The following is a 17,121-nucleotide window of genomic DNA, read 5'->3' as shown; positions in this document are numbered from 1 at the left end:
CATCACCAATGCAGGAGAGCCACCATGGCCAACACCTCTTTACGTAAAGCCTCGTTGCAAAGCATGGAAGCCGAGATTGAGAGTCTGCTCAAATCGTTGGAAAGCTTGAAAGACGACGCTTCGGACGAGTCGCGCAAGACCCTCAAGGCGCTCAAAAGCAACGCCGAAAGCGCACTGAAGCACTCGCGCAGCCTGCTCAGCGATGCCTATGAAGAAGTCAAAGTAAAAACCCGCGAGACCGGCATCGCCACCCGCGATTACGCTCAGGAACACCCTTGGACCACCGCCGGTGTGGCGGTCGGTGCAATCGGTCTGCTCGCCGCTTACTTGCTGTTCAAGCGCGGCGAGTGATCGCTCTGGCGCAGCTCGTTCTTGAGCCATTGCGCCAGTTGCCGGGCGCGCCCGTCTGCGGCGCGCTTGGGTAGCCACAACGCCAGTTGCGCCGGGGTTTCGCAGAAGCCCCATGGCGCAACCAGGCGACCGGCCTTCAAGTCTTCGGCCACCAACGGCTCCGGCGCGATCGCTACGCCGAGTCCCGCCACTGCCGCTTCCAGCAAATAATACAAATGCTCAAAACCTTGCCCGAGCTTCAGCGCCTTGGCGTCGAGGTGGTTTTGCTGTGCCCAGCTCGGCCACGCTTGTGGGCGGGAAGTGGTGTGTAGCAGCGGTTCACTGAGCAAGGCTGCGGCCGGCGCGGATTGCAGGCGTTGATAACCGCTGAACAGCGGACTCATCACCGGGCCGATGCGTTCTGCGGCCAGTTCGTAGACCTGCATGTCGGCCGGCCATGGCGGCTCGGCGAACAGCAACAAGGCATCGAGACCTGGGCGCCGTGGATCGAGATCACCTTCACCCGCTGACAAGTGCAGACGCAAGTCCGGCAGATCGGCGTTGAGCCGCCCCAGGCGTGGGATGAACCATCGCGCCAACAGACTGCCGGAGCAGCCAAGAACGAACGGCGCATCAGCGGTGCTTTGCGTCAGCTCGGCACACACACTGCGCAACCGATCAAAGGCTTCACCGCTGGCATCTCGCAGTCGAACACCGGCATCTGTGAGTTTCAAGCCGCGACCATCCTTGACGAACAGGCTCACGCCCAGATGCTCTTCGAGCACCTTGAGCTGACGGCTAACCGCGCCATGCGTGACGTGCAGCTGTTCGGCCGCCTGGCTGACGCTGTTCAGCCGGGCGGTGGCTTCAAATGCGCGCAAGGCGTTCAGCGGGGGAAGGTCGTGGCTCATGGTATCTGTGAGATTTCCTGACAGGTTGTGGCGATCTTATCGGTTTTCAGCCTGGAAGGTCAGGGGTAGAGTGGACTCCATTGTCTTCTCTCCCGAATTCACCTGGAGCACATCATGACCCAGACTTCGAACACCTCCAATCTGCGCAACGGCCCGGACGATAACGGCCTGTTCGGTGCGTTCGGTGGCCGTTACGTGGCGGAAACCCTGATGCCGCTGATCCTCGATCTGGCCCGCGAATACGAAGCGGCCAAGGAAGATCCGGCGTTCAAGGAAGAACTGGCCTACTTCCAGCGTGACTATGTCGGACGTCCAAGCCCGCTGTATTTCGCCGAGCGTCTGACCGAGTTTTGCGGTGGTGCGAAGATTTACCTCAAGCGCGAAGAGCTGAACCACACTGGCGCGCACAAGATCAACAACTGCATCGGCCAGATCCTGCTGGCGCGGCGCATGGGCAAAAAACGCATCATCGCCGAAACCGGCGCCGGCATGCACGGCGTGGCAACGGCCACCGTGGCTGCGCGCTTCGGTCTGGATTGCGTGATCTACATGGGCACCACCGACATCGAGCGTCAGCAGGCCAACGTGTTCCGCATGAAGCTGCTGGGCGCCGAAGTGATTCCGGTGGTGGCCGGCACCGGCACCCTGAAAGACGCGATGAACGAAGCGCTGCGTGACTGGGTAACCAACGTCGACAGCACCTTCTACCTGATCGGCACCGTGGCCGGCCCGCACCCTTACCCGGCAATGGTGCGCGACTTCCAGGCGGTGATCGGCAAGGAAACCCGCGAGCAGCTGCAAGCCCAGGAAGGTCGTCTGCCGGACAGTCTGGTGGCGTGCATCGGTGGCGGTTCCAATGCCATGGGCCTGTTCCACCCGTTCCTCGATGATCAGAGCGTCGAAATCATCGGCGTCGAAGCGGCCGGTTACGGCATCGAAACCGGCAAGCACGCCGCCAGCCTCAATGGCGGCGTACCGGGTGTGCTGCACGGTAACCGCACCTTCCTGCTGCAGGACGACGACGGCCAGATCATCGACGCTCACTCGATTTCCGCCGGCCTCGACTATCCGGGCATTGGCCCTGAGCACGCCTGGTTGCATGACATCGGCCGCGTTCAGTACACCTCGGTCACCGATGACGAAGCCCTCGCTGCGTTCCACCAGTGCTGCCGCCTCGAAGGCATCATCCCGGCACTGGAAAGCGCTCATGCATTGGCTGAAGTGTTCAAACGCGCGCCGAAACTGCCGAAGGATCACCTGATGGTGGTCAACCTCTCCGGCCGTGGCGACAAAGACATGCAGACCGTGATGCACCATATGGAACAGTCGAAGCAGGAGAAACACTGATGAGCCGCCTGCAAACCCGTTTTGCCGACCTCAAGCAACAGAACCGCGCCGCGCTGGTGACTTTCGTCACCGCCGGTGACCCGGACTACGACACCTCGCTGGCGATCCTCAAAGGTCTGCCCGGCGCTGGCGCCGATGTGATCGAGTTGGGTATGCCGTTCACCGATCCGATGGCCGATGGTCCGGCGATTCAACTGGCGAATATCCGTGCCTTGGGCGCCAGGCAGAATCTGGCGAAAACCCTGCAGATGGTTCGCGAGTTCCGCGAAGGCAACAGCGACACGCCGCTGGTGCTGATGGGCTACTTCAACCCGATCCACATGTACGGCGTTGAGCGTTTCATCGCTGATGCCAAAGCGGCGGGCGTTGATGGTCTGATCGTGGTCGACATGCCGCCGGAGCACAACGCCGAGCTGTGCGACCCGGCACAGGCTGCCGGTCTGGACTTCATCCGCCTGACCACCCCGACCACTGACGATGCGCGCCTGCCGAAAGTGCTCAATGGCAGTTCGGGCTTCGTTTACTACGTGTCGGTGGCCGGGGTGACCGGCGCCGGTGCGGCGACGCTGGAGCACGTCGAAGAGGCGGTGACCCGTCTGCGTCGCCACACTGATCTGCCGATCAGCATCGGTTTCGGCATCCGAACTCCGGAGCAGGCGGCGTCCATCGCTCGTTTGGCGGACGGTGTGGTGGTGGGTTCGGCGCTGATCGACCATATCGCCAATGCGACCACGCCAGCCCAGGCTGTCGATGGTGTGCTGGGGCTGTGCAAGTCGCTGTCCGAAGGCGTGCGTAAGGCCCGCGTCAGCTGAAGGTAAAGTTCCTGATACAGAGGAATTAGCGCCTCACAACACAGCCTAAATGAGCAAGACCGAGGGATTCAGAACCACGTTCTGAATCCCTTTTTGCTGTTGGTGCAGTGAGGAAAGACCCGATGAAAATGCCGAAACGTCTGATTGCCGGACTGGGTGTGCTGATGATCAGTGCGACACCGCTGCTGGCCAGCGCCGATCCACGCGATGATCACGACCACGGCGGCCCGCAGCAGGGCCAGTACAACAACCATGGCAACGACCATCGCGACGATCACCGTGGCCCGCAGAACGACCACCGTGGTGGCCCGCCGCGCGACTTCGGGCCGATCCGTCAGACCATTCGCGACAATCACGGCTACTTCGTGCGCGGCGCACCGCCACCTCCGGGTATCCATCTGGAACGCGGCCGGCCGTTGCCGCACGGGTATTACGGCGAGCGACTGGATGGTCGGGCGCTGAGTCGTCTGCCGGTGTATCCGGGTTACGAGTGGCGCCGGGCCGGGGGTGACATTGTGCTGATCGCGGTAGGCACCGGGATCGTTTACGAAATTCTGGACGGTGTTTTGTACTGATTTGGCACGATCATCTGTGGCGAGGGAGCTTGCTCCCGCTGGGGCGCGGAGCGGCCCTGAAAATTCGGCATTCAACCGATTTACGACTGCTGCGCAGCCGAGCGGGAGCAAGCTCCCTCGCCACAAGATTCAGTTCCAGTCTTCTGTCTCAGGGTAGTTCCAGTCCGCCAGATGCCTTGTGCAGTTTGCGCAGATGCTCGCCAATCTGCTTCACGTTGGCTTCGCTGGCGGCAATTTCGGCTGCTCGCTTGGGTTCCAGCAACTTGCGCACCTCCTTGTCCAGATCGCCGCTCAGTGCCAGCAATTGTTTCTGGCGTTGGGCGCTTTCGTCTTGCAGGCGCTTGAACTCGCTCGGTTGCGGCAGACCGTAGCCGCGACTGTCGAGCAGTTCCGCCGGACGACTGAGGAAACCGCTGTTGGCGAGAATTTCCTGCAGGGTCGCGTTGGCCTTGTCCATGCCGCCGTTTTCCAGCTCCCGGGCGCCGAGGTAGCGCTGCTTGACCTCATCCTGGGCCAGCAGCAACTGGCGGCGATAGCTCGCCTGTTCCAGCAGCAACAATGCGGCACTGGTGCGCAGGTCTGCGCGCTCGAACCACTGCCGGCGTTCTTCGGCAGACAGCGATAGCCAGTCCTCAACGGTGGTCTGTTTGATCGGCAGCTGCTTCTTCAAGACATCGAACATTGCCTGATAGCGATCGCGGAACGAATCGAAGCGATAGCCCAGGCGCAGGGCTTCCTTGGGATTGTCGAGCACGCTGGTGTCGGCCAGGCCACGACCTTTCAGCACTTCAAGCAAACCGTTGGGCATGATGCTGTCGAGGCCGACGAGTTGCTTGTTGTTGCTGCCGCTGCGCAGCAGTTTCAGGCCTTCCACCGCGCAGTTGTTGGAGAGGAAGAAGTAGTTGCCGTCATAGCTCCAGTGCATCTCGGCGGCGTGTTCGACCACGCCTTCGATCTCGTCGCGCGACAGGTTCAGCGGCACTGAAGCGAGGCTGCGCAGTTCGGTCTTGGTGTATTCGTCGATCACCTGCGCCAGCGGCAGCACGAACAGCCGCGACGGGTATTTGCCGACCAGACCGTTCCAACTCGACAGCTGCACATCACCGACAAAGGCGCGGTAGGACAGCACCAGATGCTGGTCGAGGTCGAGCCGGCAATCCGGGCCCCGTGGTCGACCCGGCGCGCAGATCACCAGGCGCAGCATGCTGTGGCCCCAGCGGCTGACCCAGTTCTGGTTAGCTTCGGCCAGCAGATAATCGACGGCATACACCCGCTCCGGGTCGACCTGGCCCAAGGGCTGTTTGGCGAAGTCGTTGCCGGCGTTGAGAAAGGCGAAGGTATTGCTGCAGGTGTCCTTGGCCGGTGGTGCCCAGCCGAAGCGCTCCTTGTAGTAGCGATAGAGCGCCGGACGGCGGCACGCGTAGCCCGGGTCGAGGAGGAAATACTCCATGTTGACCGCGACAAACTCTTTCGGGCTGGAAATCTCGTACAGGTCCGGGCTGCGGGCCACCTGACGGTTGTGTTGTTCACGCTCGCCGCGGCGGCCGACGTACTGTTGCCAACCGGCGAGGTCGAGCAGGCGCGGGTCATCGCTGAGGGTGAAGCGTCGTTCAGTCTGGCCGCGACACTCATCGGGAATGCCGACCAGCCCGGCGCTGTTGCTGCGACGGGTGCAGCGCTGGATCAGCGTGCGTTCGGCGACGGGCCACAGGCGTGCGCGGTCATAAATGTGGGTGAGTTCGTGCAGCACCGTTGCCAGCAGTTCCTGGCGCACCGTGCCGTGGGGGCGATTGGTTTTTTCCTTGGCCGCGCTGCCGTCGGTGAGGCCGGCGAGCAGTTTGCGGTTCAGGTCGAGTTCGGCAACCAGGGTCGCCTCGCCATAGGCATTGCCGGGCATGTTGTCGGTCCAGCCGACATCGATGCGCCGGTCCAGCTGTTCGACGAAGCTGGGTGGCAATTTCTGCATCGCTTCATCGAGCAGCGCCTGGCTGGCCTGCTGCTGGGCAGGGCTCAGGCCGTCGGTCTTGAGCCGCAATTGCAGGCTGGCGTGGGCGCTGCTGCCAAGCAGCAACAACGCCCCGGCCAGCAGCCAGGCGCCGAGTGACTTCACAGGGAGAGGATGGCTTCGGCGAGCACCTGATCACTGGCGTCGCGGGCTTCGGGTACACGCGTGCGCAAGGTATTGAAGGCGGCCTCCAGGTGCGCACCACGGATATCGCCGTTGGTGGCAACGAAGCTGGCCGCATCGTCATGGGCTTCGCGGATGATTTTCGAGTCGCGAATCGACGTAGTGGTATCGGAGGTGAAATCGATGGTGCGCTGGGAGGCACGAACGATGATGTTACTGGTGGCTACCAGGGTGTGCGCCTGGGCCACGTCGGCCAACAAAAACAGGCCAAGGGCGGCAGCAATCAGCGGGCTACGCATGGAACGACTCCGGAGGGCAATGATAACGAGGGATCAGGATAACTATTGGACGAGAATTGCCTGTGCCAGTTCAAGGTCGCTGACATGAAGTTTTGGTCGTGATTTGCGCAGGTAATGCAGTGCGGATTCGAGCTGCGCGCCGCGCAATTCACCGTCACTGGCAACAAACGCCGCCGCGTCATCGTGAGCGGCGATGATCAGTTTACGGTCGAATGGCGCCGAAGACACCATTCCGGTCGCCCAAACGCTGACCACGGTGTTTTGTGTGGAGACATCAAAGGCATCGACCGAGGTTGCCCAGAAGGCGCTGATCAACACAGAAGGGAAAAGCAGTTTGAATAAACGCATGAGACTCGGTAACGGTTAACGAGCCTCAAGGCTAGCGCAAATGCCCGGGCCAGAGCCAGCGGCGAAACATCGGGACACGACTGGCGTGTCCCTTCGGCAACGGCGGATCAGATCGCCAGGATGGCTTGCGCCAGCTGGAAGTCGGTCGCGTTCAGTTGCGGTGCCTGATGACGGATCAGGTCCAGCGCGCTTTCCAGCTTCACGCCGCGAATCTGGCCTTCGCTGGCGACGAAGCTGGCGGCGTCGTCGCGGGCGGCGATCACGACTTTGTTGTCACGCAACGAAGAGCTGACGTCGGAAGTGGCGTCCGAAGAGGACTTCAGCGCGCCAACCACGGCATCGGTGGTGACGATGAAACTGGAGGCACTGGCGTTGGCAGCCACGGCCAGCAAGGCGGCAGCGCTGAGCAGGCGAAGACGGGACATGATGGATCTCCTGATAGTAAACCGTATTGAGAGGTGGCTTGTGTCTGATGAGTCAGACGCGGGTTACAGAAGATTCGCCACGTTCTGCCGTGGATATTAGGCCTGTGCGCGGGGTTCGGACAGTGGGCAGAATGCTAGCGCCAGAAGGGTTTTTCCAGTTCATTGAGCCGATCGGCTTGGCTTAAGCCCAGATCCGCGAGATCGCGCTGATCGAGCTGAGCCAGCAAGCGCCGCGTCCTGGCGCGTTCCATTGCTTGCCACAAGTCATGTAGCAGGCGTCGCAATGAGTAAGGGTAAGCGTGGGTCTGAATCGAAGTTGTTGAAACATCCTGTAAGTCTTTCATGGCGTATTCCTTAAGCCGAGAGCGGATCAAGGACATGCTGCGCGCGAAGCAGTGGAAACAGCAGATACATTCAGGTGAAATTGTACTGGTCAAGATTAATGAATATAGAAACTGTACCTGTTGTTGATTTGGGTTGCTGTATGGGCGCTTTTCAAACCCTGAAACGACAAAACCCGTCGCGGTTTCCCGCGACGGGTCTTGTTTGTTCAATTCGGGTTGCTGGCGGTGGGTCTAATGACCAGAGCCAGCGACGCTACTTAGCGCCAGAACGGCTTGCTCAGCTCTTCGTAGCGTTGTGCTTCGCTGATACCGGCGTCAGCCAGCAGACGCGAATCCAGACGAGCCAGTTGATGGCGGCTGGAGATGCGGCGCTGCCACAACATCAGGTTGGCGATAACGCGCAGAGGCAGGGAAGCCTGGTTTTTTGCAGCTTTGTCTTCGAAGAACAGTTCGGAACTGAGTGTACGTTCCATGGTTGACATCCTTCCGCTTGTGGCGGGATCAGGTAGTGGTTTAACTGGTGCCCATGATCCTCTCGTTTGCCTAGTCTCTCTAGATACAGTTCAACTGTATTGTGAGTGACCAGTTAACTGTTTATAGGGGGTGTACGGGTCAAAATCGAGCAAACTGTACCTGTCTGCACTTAAGTGGTGCATTTTTGCGCAATCTTGGGGTTGGAGTATGCAAAAGCTGTAGGAAATCACCGGTACAGCAGTACAGTTTTTGCCAGATGGGGGCAATGTAAAAAACCGCTGACACAAACTGTGTTTGCATCAGCGGTTCGACTGTGCGGATTACACCGCGAGCATGCGACCGGTTTCTTCCAGGTTCATGTGCCAGCTCAGGGCTTCGCGCAGGATATGCGGGGTGTGCCCGCCGATGGCGCAGGCGGCGGTGAAATAGTCATTCAGCGCCTGGCGGTAATCGGGGTGTACGCAGTTGTCGATGATCACCCGGGCGCGCTCCCGTGGGGCCAGGCCGCGCAGGTCGGCCAGACCGACTTCGGTCACTAGGATGTCGACGTCATGCTCGGTGTGGTCAACGTGGCTGACCATCGGCACAACGCTGGAAATAGCGCCGCCCTTGGCGATCGATTTGGTCACGAACACCGCGAGGTGCGCGTTGCGCGCGAAGTCGCCCGAGCCACCAATGCCGTTCATCATCCGCGTGCCGCAGACGTGGGTGGAGTTGACGTTGCCGTAGATGTCGAACTCCAGCGCAGTGTTGATACCGATGATACCCAGACGACGCACCACTTCCGGGTGGTTGGAGATTTCCTGCGGGCGCAGCACCAGTTTGTCCTTGTACTTCTCCAGGTTGCCGAACACGTCGCTGTTGCGCCGCTCCGACAAAGTGATCGAGCTGCCCGAAGCGAAGCTCAGCTTGCCGGCATCGATCAGGTCGAAGGTCGAATCCTGCAGCACTTCGGAGTACATGGTCAGGTCTTCGAACGGCGAATCGATCAGGCCGCACATCACCGCGTTGGCGATGTTGCCGATCCCGGCCTGCAACGGGCCGAGCTTGTTGGTCATGCGCCCGGCGTCGACTTCCTGCTTGAAGAAGGTGATCAGGTGCTCGGCGATGGCATTGGTATCGACATCCGGGGTCGACACCGTGGACGGCGAATCCGCCTGCTGGGTGATGACGATGGCGACGATCTTTTCCGGTGGGATCGGGATCGCGGTGCTGCCGATGCGATCGTCGACCTTTACCAGCGGGATCGGCGTACGCGTCGGGCGGTAGGTCGGGATATAGATGTCATGCAGGCCTTCGAGGTTGGCGTTGTGCGCCAGGTTGATCTCGACGATCACCTGTTTGGCGAAAATCGCGAAGCTCGCGGAGTTGCCCACCGAGGTGGTCGGCACGATGTGGCCCTGCTCGGTGATGGCCACCGCTTCGATCACCGCGATGTCCGGCAGCTTCAGTTGCTGGTTGCGCAGTTGCTCGACGGTTTCCGACAGGTGCTGGTCGATGAACATCACTTCGCCGGCGTTGATCGCCTTGCGCAAGGTGCTGTCGACCTGGAACGGCATGCGCCGCGACAGCACACCGGCCTCGGTCAGTTGCTTGTCGAGGTCGTTGCCCAGGCTCGCGCCGGTCATCAGGCTGATCTTCAGCGGCGTGACCTTGGCTCGCTCGGCCAGTGCGTGAGGGACAGCTTTGGCTTCGCCCGCGCGGGTGAAGCCGCTCATGCCGACGGTCATGCCGTCTTCAATCAGCGCGGCGGCGTCGGCGGCGCTCATCACTTTATCCAACAACGAAGGCAGGCGAATACGGTCACGGTACATGGATTATTTTCTCGGGAAGCGAGTAGCAGGATGCGCAGTCTAGTGAATTTCGCGGGCGCCTGTCCCGCTACCAAGGTCGCAAACGAGGCGTCTATTTAGCGGGTTTGAAGTAAAACACCGTTACTGGATCTGCAACAACGTGGCAAATTGTCCGACTCTGTGCGCAAACAAAAACGCCCCGACAAGTCGGGGCGTCCAGTGCTGCAGCGATGGATTACTCGACCGCTTTGACCATGTCTTCGATGACTTTCTTCGCGTCGCCGAACACCATCATGGTCTTGTCCAGATAGAACAGCTCGTTGTCCAGACCGGCATAGCCGCTGGCCATCGAGCGCTTGTTGACGATGATGGTCTTGGCCTTGAACGCTTCGAGAATCGGCATCCCGGCAATCGGCGATTTCGGATCGTTCTTGGCGGCCGGGTTGACCACGTCGTTGGCACCGAGCACCAGCACCACGTCGGCCTGACCGAACTCGGAGTTGATGTCTTCCATCTCGAACACCTGGTCGTAAGGCACTTCGGCCTCGGCGAGCAGGACGTTCATGTGCCCCGGCATGCGACCGGCCACCGGGTGGATCGCGTACTTCACGGTCACGCCACGGTGGGTCAGCTTCTCGGTCAGTTCTTTCAGTGCATGCTGCGCGCGAGCCACTGCCAGGCCGTAACCCGGAACGATGATAACGGTGTCGGCGTTGGTCAGCAGGAAGGTCGCGTCGTCGGCGGAACCGGATTTCACCGGACGCGCCTCTTTCGCACCTGCAGGTCCTGCATCAGCCGTATTGCCGAAACCGCCAAGCAGTACATTAAAGAAGGAACGGTTCATCGCCTTGCACATGATGTACGAGAGAATCGCGCCGCTCGAACCCACCAGCGAGCCGGCAATGATCAGCATCGAGTTGTTCAGCGAAAAGCCGATACCCGCTGCCGCCCAGCCCGAATAACTGTTGAGCATCGACACCACCACCGGCATGTCGGCACCGCCGATCGGGATGATGATCAGCACGCCCATCACGAACGCCAAGGCCAGCATCAGCGCAAACGCGGCAAGGTTGCCGGTGAGCATGAAGGTCACGCCCAGCACCAGCGTCGCCAGACCAAGTACCGCGTTCAGCTTGTGCTGACCGGCGAACTGTACCGGCGCACCCTGGAACAGACGGAACTTGTACTTGCCCGAGAGCTTGCCGAAGGCGATCACCGAACCGGAGAAGGTGATTGCACCAATCGCCGCGCCGAGGAACAACTCCAGACGGTTGCCCGCCGGGATCGAGTCGCCCAGCTGCTTGACGATGCCCAGCGATTGCGGCTCGACCACCGCAGCGATCGCGATGAATACCGCCGCCAGACCGATCATGCTGTGCATGAAGGCGACCAGTTCCGGCATTTTGGTCATTTCGACGCGTTTGGCCATGATCGAACCAGCGGTTCCGCCGATCAGCAGGCCGACGATCACATAACCGATCCCCGCAGTCGCCAGCTCGGCACCGAGCTTATAGATGAGGCCAATGGTGGTGAGAATGGCCAACGCCATGCCGAGCATGCCGAACAGGTTACCGCGCCGCGAGGTGGTCGGGTGCGACAGGCCCTTGAGGGCCTGGATGAAGCAGATCGACGCGATCAGGTAGAGCGTCGTGACGAGATTCATGCTCATTACTTCGGCGCCTCTTCTTTTGCTTTCGGGGCTTTCTTCTTGAACATCTCAAGCATGCGGCGGGTGACCAGGAAGCCACCAAACACATTGACGGCCGCCAGTGCCACGGCGAGGGTGCCCATGGTTTTGCCCAGCGGCGTGACGGTCAGCGCAGCAGCGAGCATGGCGCCGACGATCACGATTGCCGAAATGGCGTTGGTCACCGCCATCAACGGCGTGTGCAGCGCAGGTGTAACGTTCCAGACCACGTGATAACCGACATAAATCGCCAGCACGAAGATGATCAGGTTGTAGATACCGGGGGAGATAAGCTCTTCCATCGTCTGAATCCCTGCTTAGGCGTTTTTGCGGATGACTTGGCCGTCGCGGCACATCAGGCACGCGGCGACGATGTCGTCTTCGAGGTTGACGTCGAACTGGCCTTCTTTGGTGAACACCAGCTTGAGGAAGTCCAGCAGGTTGCGGGCGTACAGCGCCGAAGCATCTGCGGCGACTTCACCGGCGAGGTTGGTCGGGCCGACGATGGTCACGCCGTTCTCGACCACGACCTGATCGGCCACGGTCAGCGGGCAGTTGCCGCCCTGAGCTGCCGCGAGGTCGATGACCACCGAGCCGGGTTTCATCTGCGCCACGGTGTCTGCGCTCAACAGTGTCGGCGCCTTGCGGCCCGGAATCAGCGCAGTGGTGATAACGATATCGGCCTGCCTGGCGCGTTCGTGCACGGCCTGGGCCTGACGCTGCATCCAGCTCGCCGGCATCGGGCGCGCGTAACCGCCGACACCGACCGCGCATTCGCGCTCTTCGTCAGTCTCGTAAGGCACATCGACGAACTTGGCGCCGAGGGATTCGATTTGTTCCTTCACTGCCGGACGCACGTCAGACGCTTCGATCACCGCACCCAGACGTTTCGCCGTGGCAATCGCCTGCAACCCGGCCACACCGGCGCCGAGAATCAGCACGCGCGCCGCTTTCACGGTGCCCGCAGCGGTCATCAGCATCGGCATGAAGCGCGGATAGTAGTGCGCAGCCAGCAACACCGCCTTGTAGCCGGCGATGTTCGCCTGCGACGACAACACATCGAGACTCTGCGCCCGAGAGGTGCGCGGCGCCGCTTCCAGGGCGAACGCGGTAATCCCGCACTCGGCCATTTTGGCGATGGTGTCGTTATTGAAGGGGTTGAGCATGCCCACCAGCACCGTGCCGCGCTTGATCAGCGCCAGTTCGGCATCGCTGGGAGCGACCACTTTGAGAATCAGCTCGGCACCGAACGCATCGTTGGCACTGCCAATGGTTGCGCCCGCCGCTTCATAAGCACTGTCAACAACACTGGCTTTGACGCCGGCGCCGGTTTGCACAGTGACCTTATGACCTTGGCTGATCAGCTTTTTAATGGTTTCCGGGGTTGCAGCAACCCGTGTTTCACCGGTCTGGGTTTCGAGAGGAACACCAATGTGCACGTCAAATCTCCTGCGTGATCTTATTGAGTAAACCCAGGCACTGCGGATGGTGCGACTGGGGCGGCCGATCAGCACGATCCCGCCAAATCAGGGCGGGGCGCGGCATTTTGCAGGCGAACTTTATGCCCTTCAAGGGATTATGACGGGTGACGGAAAATTAACTACAAGTCATCCCGTGACCGAATGTCGCAGATGGCCAGTTGAATCCCTTGCAGGCCGTGCCTTGCAAGGATTCTGGCTGAATTTGAAAAAATTTCTCATCGGCGGCGTGAATAGGCCGCAATGAGTCGCGGATGGAGGCTCAAAGCCACGTCAGCAGGCGCTTGTGGGACGTCTGTACGACTTTCGGATACAGTCTGCGATTTTGCGACAAATACTTATATCTGTAGGGCTTTGATTTTCCTGACTACCGGGTTAGTAATCGCCGTAAGCCTTTATCCTTCTAGGCTGTAGCTGTTTGCCTGATTGACCAGCCAATCACGAAAAGCCTTGAGTGAGGCCGATTCGACCTTTCGCTCCGGAATCATCAGGTAATACGCCTTGATGCTGGAGAGCGCATTCGGGTTGGCGATCACCAGCCGTTGCTCGGCCAGTTCACGCTGGATCAGGAACGGTGGAATCAGTGCAATCCCCATGTCATGCATGGCCGCCTGGGCCAGCATGGAGAATAGCTCGTAGCGTGGGCCTGTCATGTCGCGGGGGATGTTCAGGTGCCGGGCGTTGAACCACTGGCGCCAGGCGTAGGGGCGGGTGGTTTGCTGCAGCAGAGGCAGCTCGGCGATTTCTTCGGGCGTCAGCTGAGTTCTGTTGCCGAGCAGGGCAGGGCTGCATACCGGCATCGGATTTTCGCCCATCAACCTGTGGGATTCGGTACCCGACCAATCGGCGTCGCCAAAGTAGATCGCTGCGTCGAAATCGGTGTCGGCAAACAGGAATGGGCGAGTGCGGTTGGTGAGGTTGACCGTTACCTCCGGGTGCTTGAGCTGGAAGTCCTTGAGCCGTGGCAGCAGCCATTGCGTGCCGAAGGTCGGCACTACCGCCAGTTCGATCACGTTGGCGCCCTGCTGACCCATCACTGAGAGCGTATCGCGCTCGACGGCGTCCAGTTGCGTGGCCACCCGACGGCTGTAGGAAAGGCCGGCTTCGGTCAGCTTAACTCCACGTCGCGAGCGTCGGAACAACTCCACACTGAGGAACTCCTCAAGGCTGGCGATCTGTCGGCAAATGGCACCCTGAGTGAGGGAAAGTTCTTCGGCGGCCCTGGTAAAGCTCTCATGACGAGCGGCGGCTTCGAAGCTGATCAGGGCTGTGGTGCTGGGAATCTTCCTGCGCATGTACGTCAACCTCACTAATGCGCCGCGTAAAAGGCATTCAGCGACGTTTCGGAGTGAGAAATTAGCACAACAGGATGCGAAATCCTCGTTTGCCGCGCTGGCGAACCGGGCCTAGGATCAATGCCACGTTAATTCACCGATTTGCGAGGACACACTCATGGGCGGTAAAGCTAGCTTCAACTGGATCGATCCCCTGCTGCTGGATCAACAGCTCACCGAAGAGGAGCGCATGATCCGCGACACCGCCGCCCAGTTCGCTCAGCAGAGCCTGGCGCCACGTGTTCTCGAAGCTTTCCGCCATGAGAAAACCGATCCGGCGATCTTCCGCGAAATGGGCGAAGTCGGCCTGCTCGGTGCGACCATCCCTGAGCAGTACGGTGGCAGCGGCCTGAACTACGTCAGCTACGGCCTGATTGCTCGCGAAGTCGAGCGTGTCGACTCCGGCTATCGCTCGATGATGAGCGTGCAGTCGTCGCTGGTGATGGTGCCGATCAACGAATTCGGTACAGAAGCCCAAAAGCAGAAATACCTGCCGAAACTGGCCTCCGGTGAATGGATCGGCTGCTTCGGTCTGACCGAGCCAAACCACGGCTCCGACCCGGGTGCGATGATCACCCGTGCGCGCAAAGTCGACGGCGGCTACAGCCTGACCGGCGCCAAGATGTGGATCACCAACAGCCCGATCGCCGATGTGTTCGTGGTCTGGGCCAAGGACGATGCCGGCGACATCCGTGGCTTCGTGCTGGAGAAAGGCTGGAAGGGCCTGAGTGCTCCGGCGATTCACGGCAAGGTTGGTCTGCGCGCATCGATCACCGGCGAAATCGTCATGGACAACGTGTTTGTGCCGGAAGAGAACATCTTCCCTGATGTGCGCGGTCTGAAAGGCCCGTTCACCTGCCTTAACTCCGCACGCTACGGCATCTCCTGGGGAGCCTTGGGAGCTGCCGAGTTCTGCTGGCACACCGCTCGTCAGTACACCCTCGATCGTCAGCAGTTCGGGCGCCCATTGGCTGCCACTCAATTGATCCAGAAGAAGCTGGCCGACATGCAGACCGAGATCACTCTGGCCCTGCAAGGCTGCCTGCGTCTGGGGCGCATGAAGGATGAAGGCACTGCCGCGGTCGAAATCACCTCGATCATGAAGCGCAACTCCTGTGGCAAGTCGCTGGACATCGCCCGTATGGCGCGCGACATGTTGGGTGGCAACGGTATCTCTGACGAGTTCGGCGTGGCCCGTCACCTGGTCAACCTGGAAGTGGTGAATACCTATGAAGGTACTCACGACGTTCACGCGCTGATCCTCGGTCGTGCGCAAACCGGTCTGCAGGCGTTCTATTAACAGGAGAGCGACCATGGGCGCGCTGTCGCATCTGCGGGTACTGGATTTATCGCGAGTATTGGCCGGGCCGTGGGCCGGGCAGATACTTGCCGACCTTGGCGCCGAGGTGATCAAGGTCGAGCGCCCGGGCAATGGCGATGATACGCGTGCCTGGGGGCCGCCGTTCCTTAAGGACGCTTACGGGGAAAACACCAGCGAGGCGGCTTACTATTTGTCGGCCAACCGCAACAAGCAATCGGTGACCATCGACTTCACTCGGCCTGAAGGTCAGAACCTCGTGCGGGAGCTGGCGGCGAAGTCGGACATCCTGATCGAGAACTTCAAGGTCGGTGGGCTGGCTGCCTATGGGCTGGACTACGAATCGCTGAAGGCGATCAATCCGGATCTGATCTATTGCTCGATCACCGGCTTCGGTCAAACCGGGCCGTATGCCAAGCGCGCGGGTTATGACTTCATGATCCAGGGGCTCGGCGGGCTGATGAGCCTGACCGGTCGCCCCGAAGGTGATGAAGGTGCCGGGCCGGTGAAGGTGGGGGTGGCGCTGACGGACATCCTTACCGGGCTCTATTCGACTGTGGCGATTCTGGCGGCGCTGGCGCATCGTGATCACGACGGTGGTGGACAGCATATTGATATGGCGTTGCTGGATGTGCAGGTTGCGTGTCTGGCAAACCAGGCGATGAACTATCTGACTACTGGCAATGCGCCGAAGCGTCTGGGTAATGCACATCCGAACATCGTGCCCTATCAGGACTTCCCGACGGCCGATGGTGATTTCATTCTTACCGTTGGTAATGACGGGCAGTTCCGCAAGTTTGCCGAGGTGGCGGGCCAGCCGCAGTGGGCGGACGATCCGCGTTTCTCGACTAACAAGCTGCGGGTCGCGAATCGCGCGGTACTGATTCCTCTGATCCGTCAGGCGACTGTGTTCAAAACCACCGCCGAATGGGTGGCGCAGTTGGAGCAGGCGGGCGTGCCGTGTGGGCCGATCAACGATCTGTCCCAGGTGTTTGACGATCCGCAGGTGAAAGCACGTGGGTTAGCGATAGAGCTTCCGCATGCACTGGCCGGGATGGTGCCGCAGGTAGCGAGTCCGATCCGGCTGTCGCAGACGCCGGTCGAGTACCGTCGTGCGCCTCCTTTATTGGGCGAGCATACGTTGGAGGTGTTGCAGAGGGTGCTGGGTCTGGGTGCTGGTGCGGTGGAGGCACTCAAGGCTGATGGAGTGCTTTGAGTAGCGCTTCTATATAGAAGGGGTCGTTTTCCTCCTTCTATATAGAGAGGTTTGTATGTTTTTTAATCGATCTGTAAGTTGTTGAAAGAAAAGTGAAAAAAGCGGTTGACGGCAGATTCTGAGTCTCTATAATTCGTCCCACTTCCGGCGCAGTCGAAACGTAAAACTCCTTGATATTCAATGAGTTACGCAGTTTTCGACAGCGGTTTGCTTCAGTTCATCGAAGCCTGGAAGGAGTTGAAAGGGCAGTGATGTTTGGCTCTTTTGACGGTTCGATCTTCTCGGTCGAAAGCGGAGAAAAA

Annotated in this window: 18 protein-coding genes; 6 read left to right on the top strand and 12 right to left on the bottom strand. The window is 60.2% G+C overall.

Annotation, left to right across the window (positions count from 1 at the left end):
* Positions 1–24: 24 nt before the first annotated feature.
* Positions 25–351: a YqjD family protein gene (locus tag ACIP8I_RS16960; protein ID WP_003220391.1), complete on the top strand. Its 327-nt coding sequence runs from the start codon at positions 25–27 to the stop codon at positions 349–351.
* Here ACIP8I_RS16960 and ACIP8I_RS16955 read toward each other — a convergent pair.
* Positions 324–1,241, bottom strand: a complete 918-nt coding sequence (locus tag ACIP8I_RS16955; protein WP_400762533.1) for a LysR family transcriptional regulator — start codon at positions 1,239–1,241, stop codon at positions 324–326. The two genes, ACIP8I_RS16960 and ACIP8I_RS16955, sit on opposite strands and share 28 nt — an antisense overlap.
* A gap of 114 nt (positions 1,242–1,355) precedes the next feature.
* Here ACIP8I_RS16955 and trpB point away from each other — a divergent pair, with 114 nt between their 5' ends.
* The 3 genes from trpB to ACIP8I_RS16940 all read left to right on the top strand — a co-directional run bounded on the left by trpB (position 1,356) and on the right by ACIP8I_RS16940 (position 3,975).
* The gene (gene trpB, locus ACIP8I_RS16950; protein ID WP_115986503.1) at positions 1,356–2,588 is read left to right on the top strand and encodes a tryptophan synthase subunit beta; all 1,233 of its coding nucleotides are present in this window, start codon (positions 1,356–1,358) and stop codon (positions 2,586–2,588) included.
* Complete coding sequence (trpA, locus tag ACIP8I_RS16945; protein WP_007962827.1) at positions 2,588–3,400, top strand: tryptophan synthase subunit alpha; 813 nt, start codon at positions 2,588–2,590, stop codon at positions 3,398–3,400. Before trpB ends, trpA begins: the two co-directional genes overlap by 1 nt.
* Before the next feature lie 122 nt (positions 3,401–3,522).
* Complete coding sequence (locus ACIP8I_RS16940) at positions 3,523–3,975, top strand: anti-virulence regulator CigR family protein (RefSeq protein ID WP_400762531.1); 453 nt, start codon at positions 3,523–3,525, stop codon at positions 3,973–3,975.
* Positions 3,976–4,123: 148 nt separating this feature from the next.
* Here the strand turns inward: ACIP8I_RS16940 and ACIP8I_RS16935 are convergent, their stop codons facing one another.
* From ACIP8I_RS16935 to ACIP8I_RS16885, 11 genes are all read right to left on the bottom strand, one after another.
* A complete protein-coding gene (locus tag ACIP8I_RS16935) occupies positions 4,124–6,085 on the bottom strand; it encodes a DUF4105 domain-containing protein (protein ID WP_400762529.1) in 1,962 nt (653 codons plus the stop codon).
* On the bottom strand, positions 6,082–6,402 hold the full coding sequence (locus ACIP8I_RS16930; protein ID WP_400762527.1) for a DUF2388 domain-containing protein: 321 nt from the start codon (positions 6,400–6,402) through the stop codon (positions 6,082–6,084). The genes ACIP8I_RS16935 and ACIP8I_RS16930 overlap by 4 nt, the downstream gene beginning before the upstream one ends.
* A gap of 42 nt (positions 6,403–6,444) precedes the next feature.
* On the bottom strand, positions 6,445–6,750 hold the full coding sequence (locus ACIP8I_RS16925; RefSeq protein ID WP_367082309.1) for a DUF2388 domain-containing protein: 306 nt from the start codon (positions 6,748–6,750) through the stop codon (positions 6,445–6,447).
* A 107-nt stretch (positions 6,751–6,857) separates the two neighbouring features.
* Entirely contained in the window at positions 6,858–7,175 is a 318-nt protein-coding gene (locus ACIP8I_RS16920) for a DUF2388 domain-containing protein (RefSeq protein WP_007962831.1), read from the bottom strand.
* 134 nt (positions 7,176–7,309) lie between these two features.
* On the bottom strand, positions 7,310–7,519 hold the full coding sequence (locus ACIP8I_RS16915) for a DUF1127 domain-containing protein (RefSeq protein ID WP_400762525.1): 210 nt from the start codon (positions 7,517–7,519) through the stop codon (positions 7,310–7,312).
* A gap of 257 nt (positions 7,520–7,776) precedes the next feature.
* Positions 7,777–7,992 carry a DUF1127 domain-containing protein gene (locus ACIP8I_RS16910; protein ID WP_007962833.1) on the bottom strand — a complete coding sequence of 72 codons (216 nt, stop codon included), beginning with the start codon at positions 7,990–7,992 and terminating at the stop codon, positions 7,777–7,779.
* Positions 7,993–8,313: 321 nt separating this feature from the next.
* A complete protein-coding gene (locus tag ACIP8I_RS16905; RefSeq protein WP_320329392.1) occupies positions 8,314–9,807 on the bottom strand; it encodes an acetyl-CoA hydrolase/transferase family protein in 1,494 nt (497 codons plus the stop codon).
* Between the two features lie 214 nt (positions 9,808–10,021).
* Positions 10,022–11,455 (bottom strand): NAD(P)(+) transhydrogenase (Re/Si-specific) subunit beta, encoded by a 1,434-nt coding sequence (locus ACIP8I_RS16900; RefSeq protein ID WP_007962843.1) that lies wholly within the window; start codon positions 11,453–11,455, stop codon positions 10,022–10,024.
* Positions 11,455–11,775 carry an NAD(P) transhydrogenase subunit alpha gene (locus ACIP8I_RS16895; RefSeq protein WP_003220416.1) on the bottom strand — a complete coding sequence of 107 codons (321 nt, stop codon included), beginning with the start codon at positions 11,773–11,775 and terminating at the stop codon, positions 11,455–11,457. The genes ACIP8I_RS16900 and ACIP8I_RS16895 overlap by 1 nt, the downstream gene beginning before the upstream one ends.
* Positions 11,776–11,790: 15 nt before the next feature.
* The gene (locus tag ACIP8I_RS16890; protein ID WP_098966517.1) at positions 11,791–12,912 is read right to left on the bottom strand and encodes a Re/Si-specific NAD(P)(+) transhydrogenase subunit alpha; all 1,122 of its coding nucleotides are present in this window, start codon (positions 12,910–12,912) and stop codon (positions 11,791–11,793) included.
* Between the two features lie 434 nt (positions 12,913–13,346).
* Positions 13,347–14,246, bottom strand: a complete 900-nt coding sequence (locus ACIP8I_RS16885; RefSeq protein ID WP_400762521.1) for a LysR family transcriptional regulator — start codon at positions 14,244–14,246, stop codon at positions 13,347–13,349.
* Between the two features lie 157 nt (positions 14,247–14,403).
* Between ACIP8I_RS16885 and ACIP8I_RS16880 the strand changes: the two genes are divergently transcribed.
* The gene (locus ACIP8I_RS16880) at positions 14,404–15,585 is read left to right on the top strand and encodes an acyl-CoA dehydrogenase (protein WP_003220420.1); all 1,182 of its coding nucleotides are present in this window, start codon (positions 14,404–14,406) and stop codon (positions 15,583–15,585) included.
* A gap of 13 nt (positions 15,586–15,598) precedes the next feature.
* On the top strand, positions 15,599–16,819 hold the full coding sequence (locus ACIP8I_RS16875) for a CaiB/BaiF CoA transferase family protein (RefSeq protein WP_400762519.1): 1,221 nt from the start codon (positions 15,599–15,601) through the stop codon (positions 16,817–16,819).
* Positions 16,820–17,121: the final 302 nt, after the last annotated feature.

Origin of the sequence: Pseudomonas sp. NPDC088414, assembly GCF_044753325.1 — a bacterium.
Classification (GTDB): domain Bacteria; phylum Pseudomonadota; class Gammaproteobacteria; order Pseudomonadales; family Pseudomonadaceae; genus Aquipseudomonas.
Note: the sequence above shows the minus strand (reverse complement) of the source record. Positions and strands in the feature narration are given on the sequence as shown.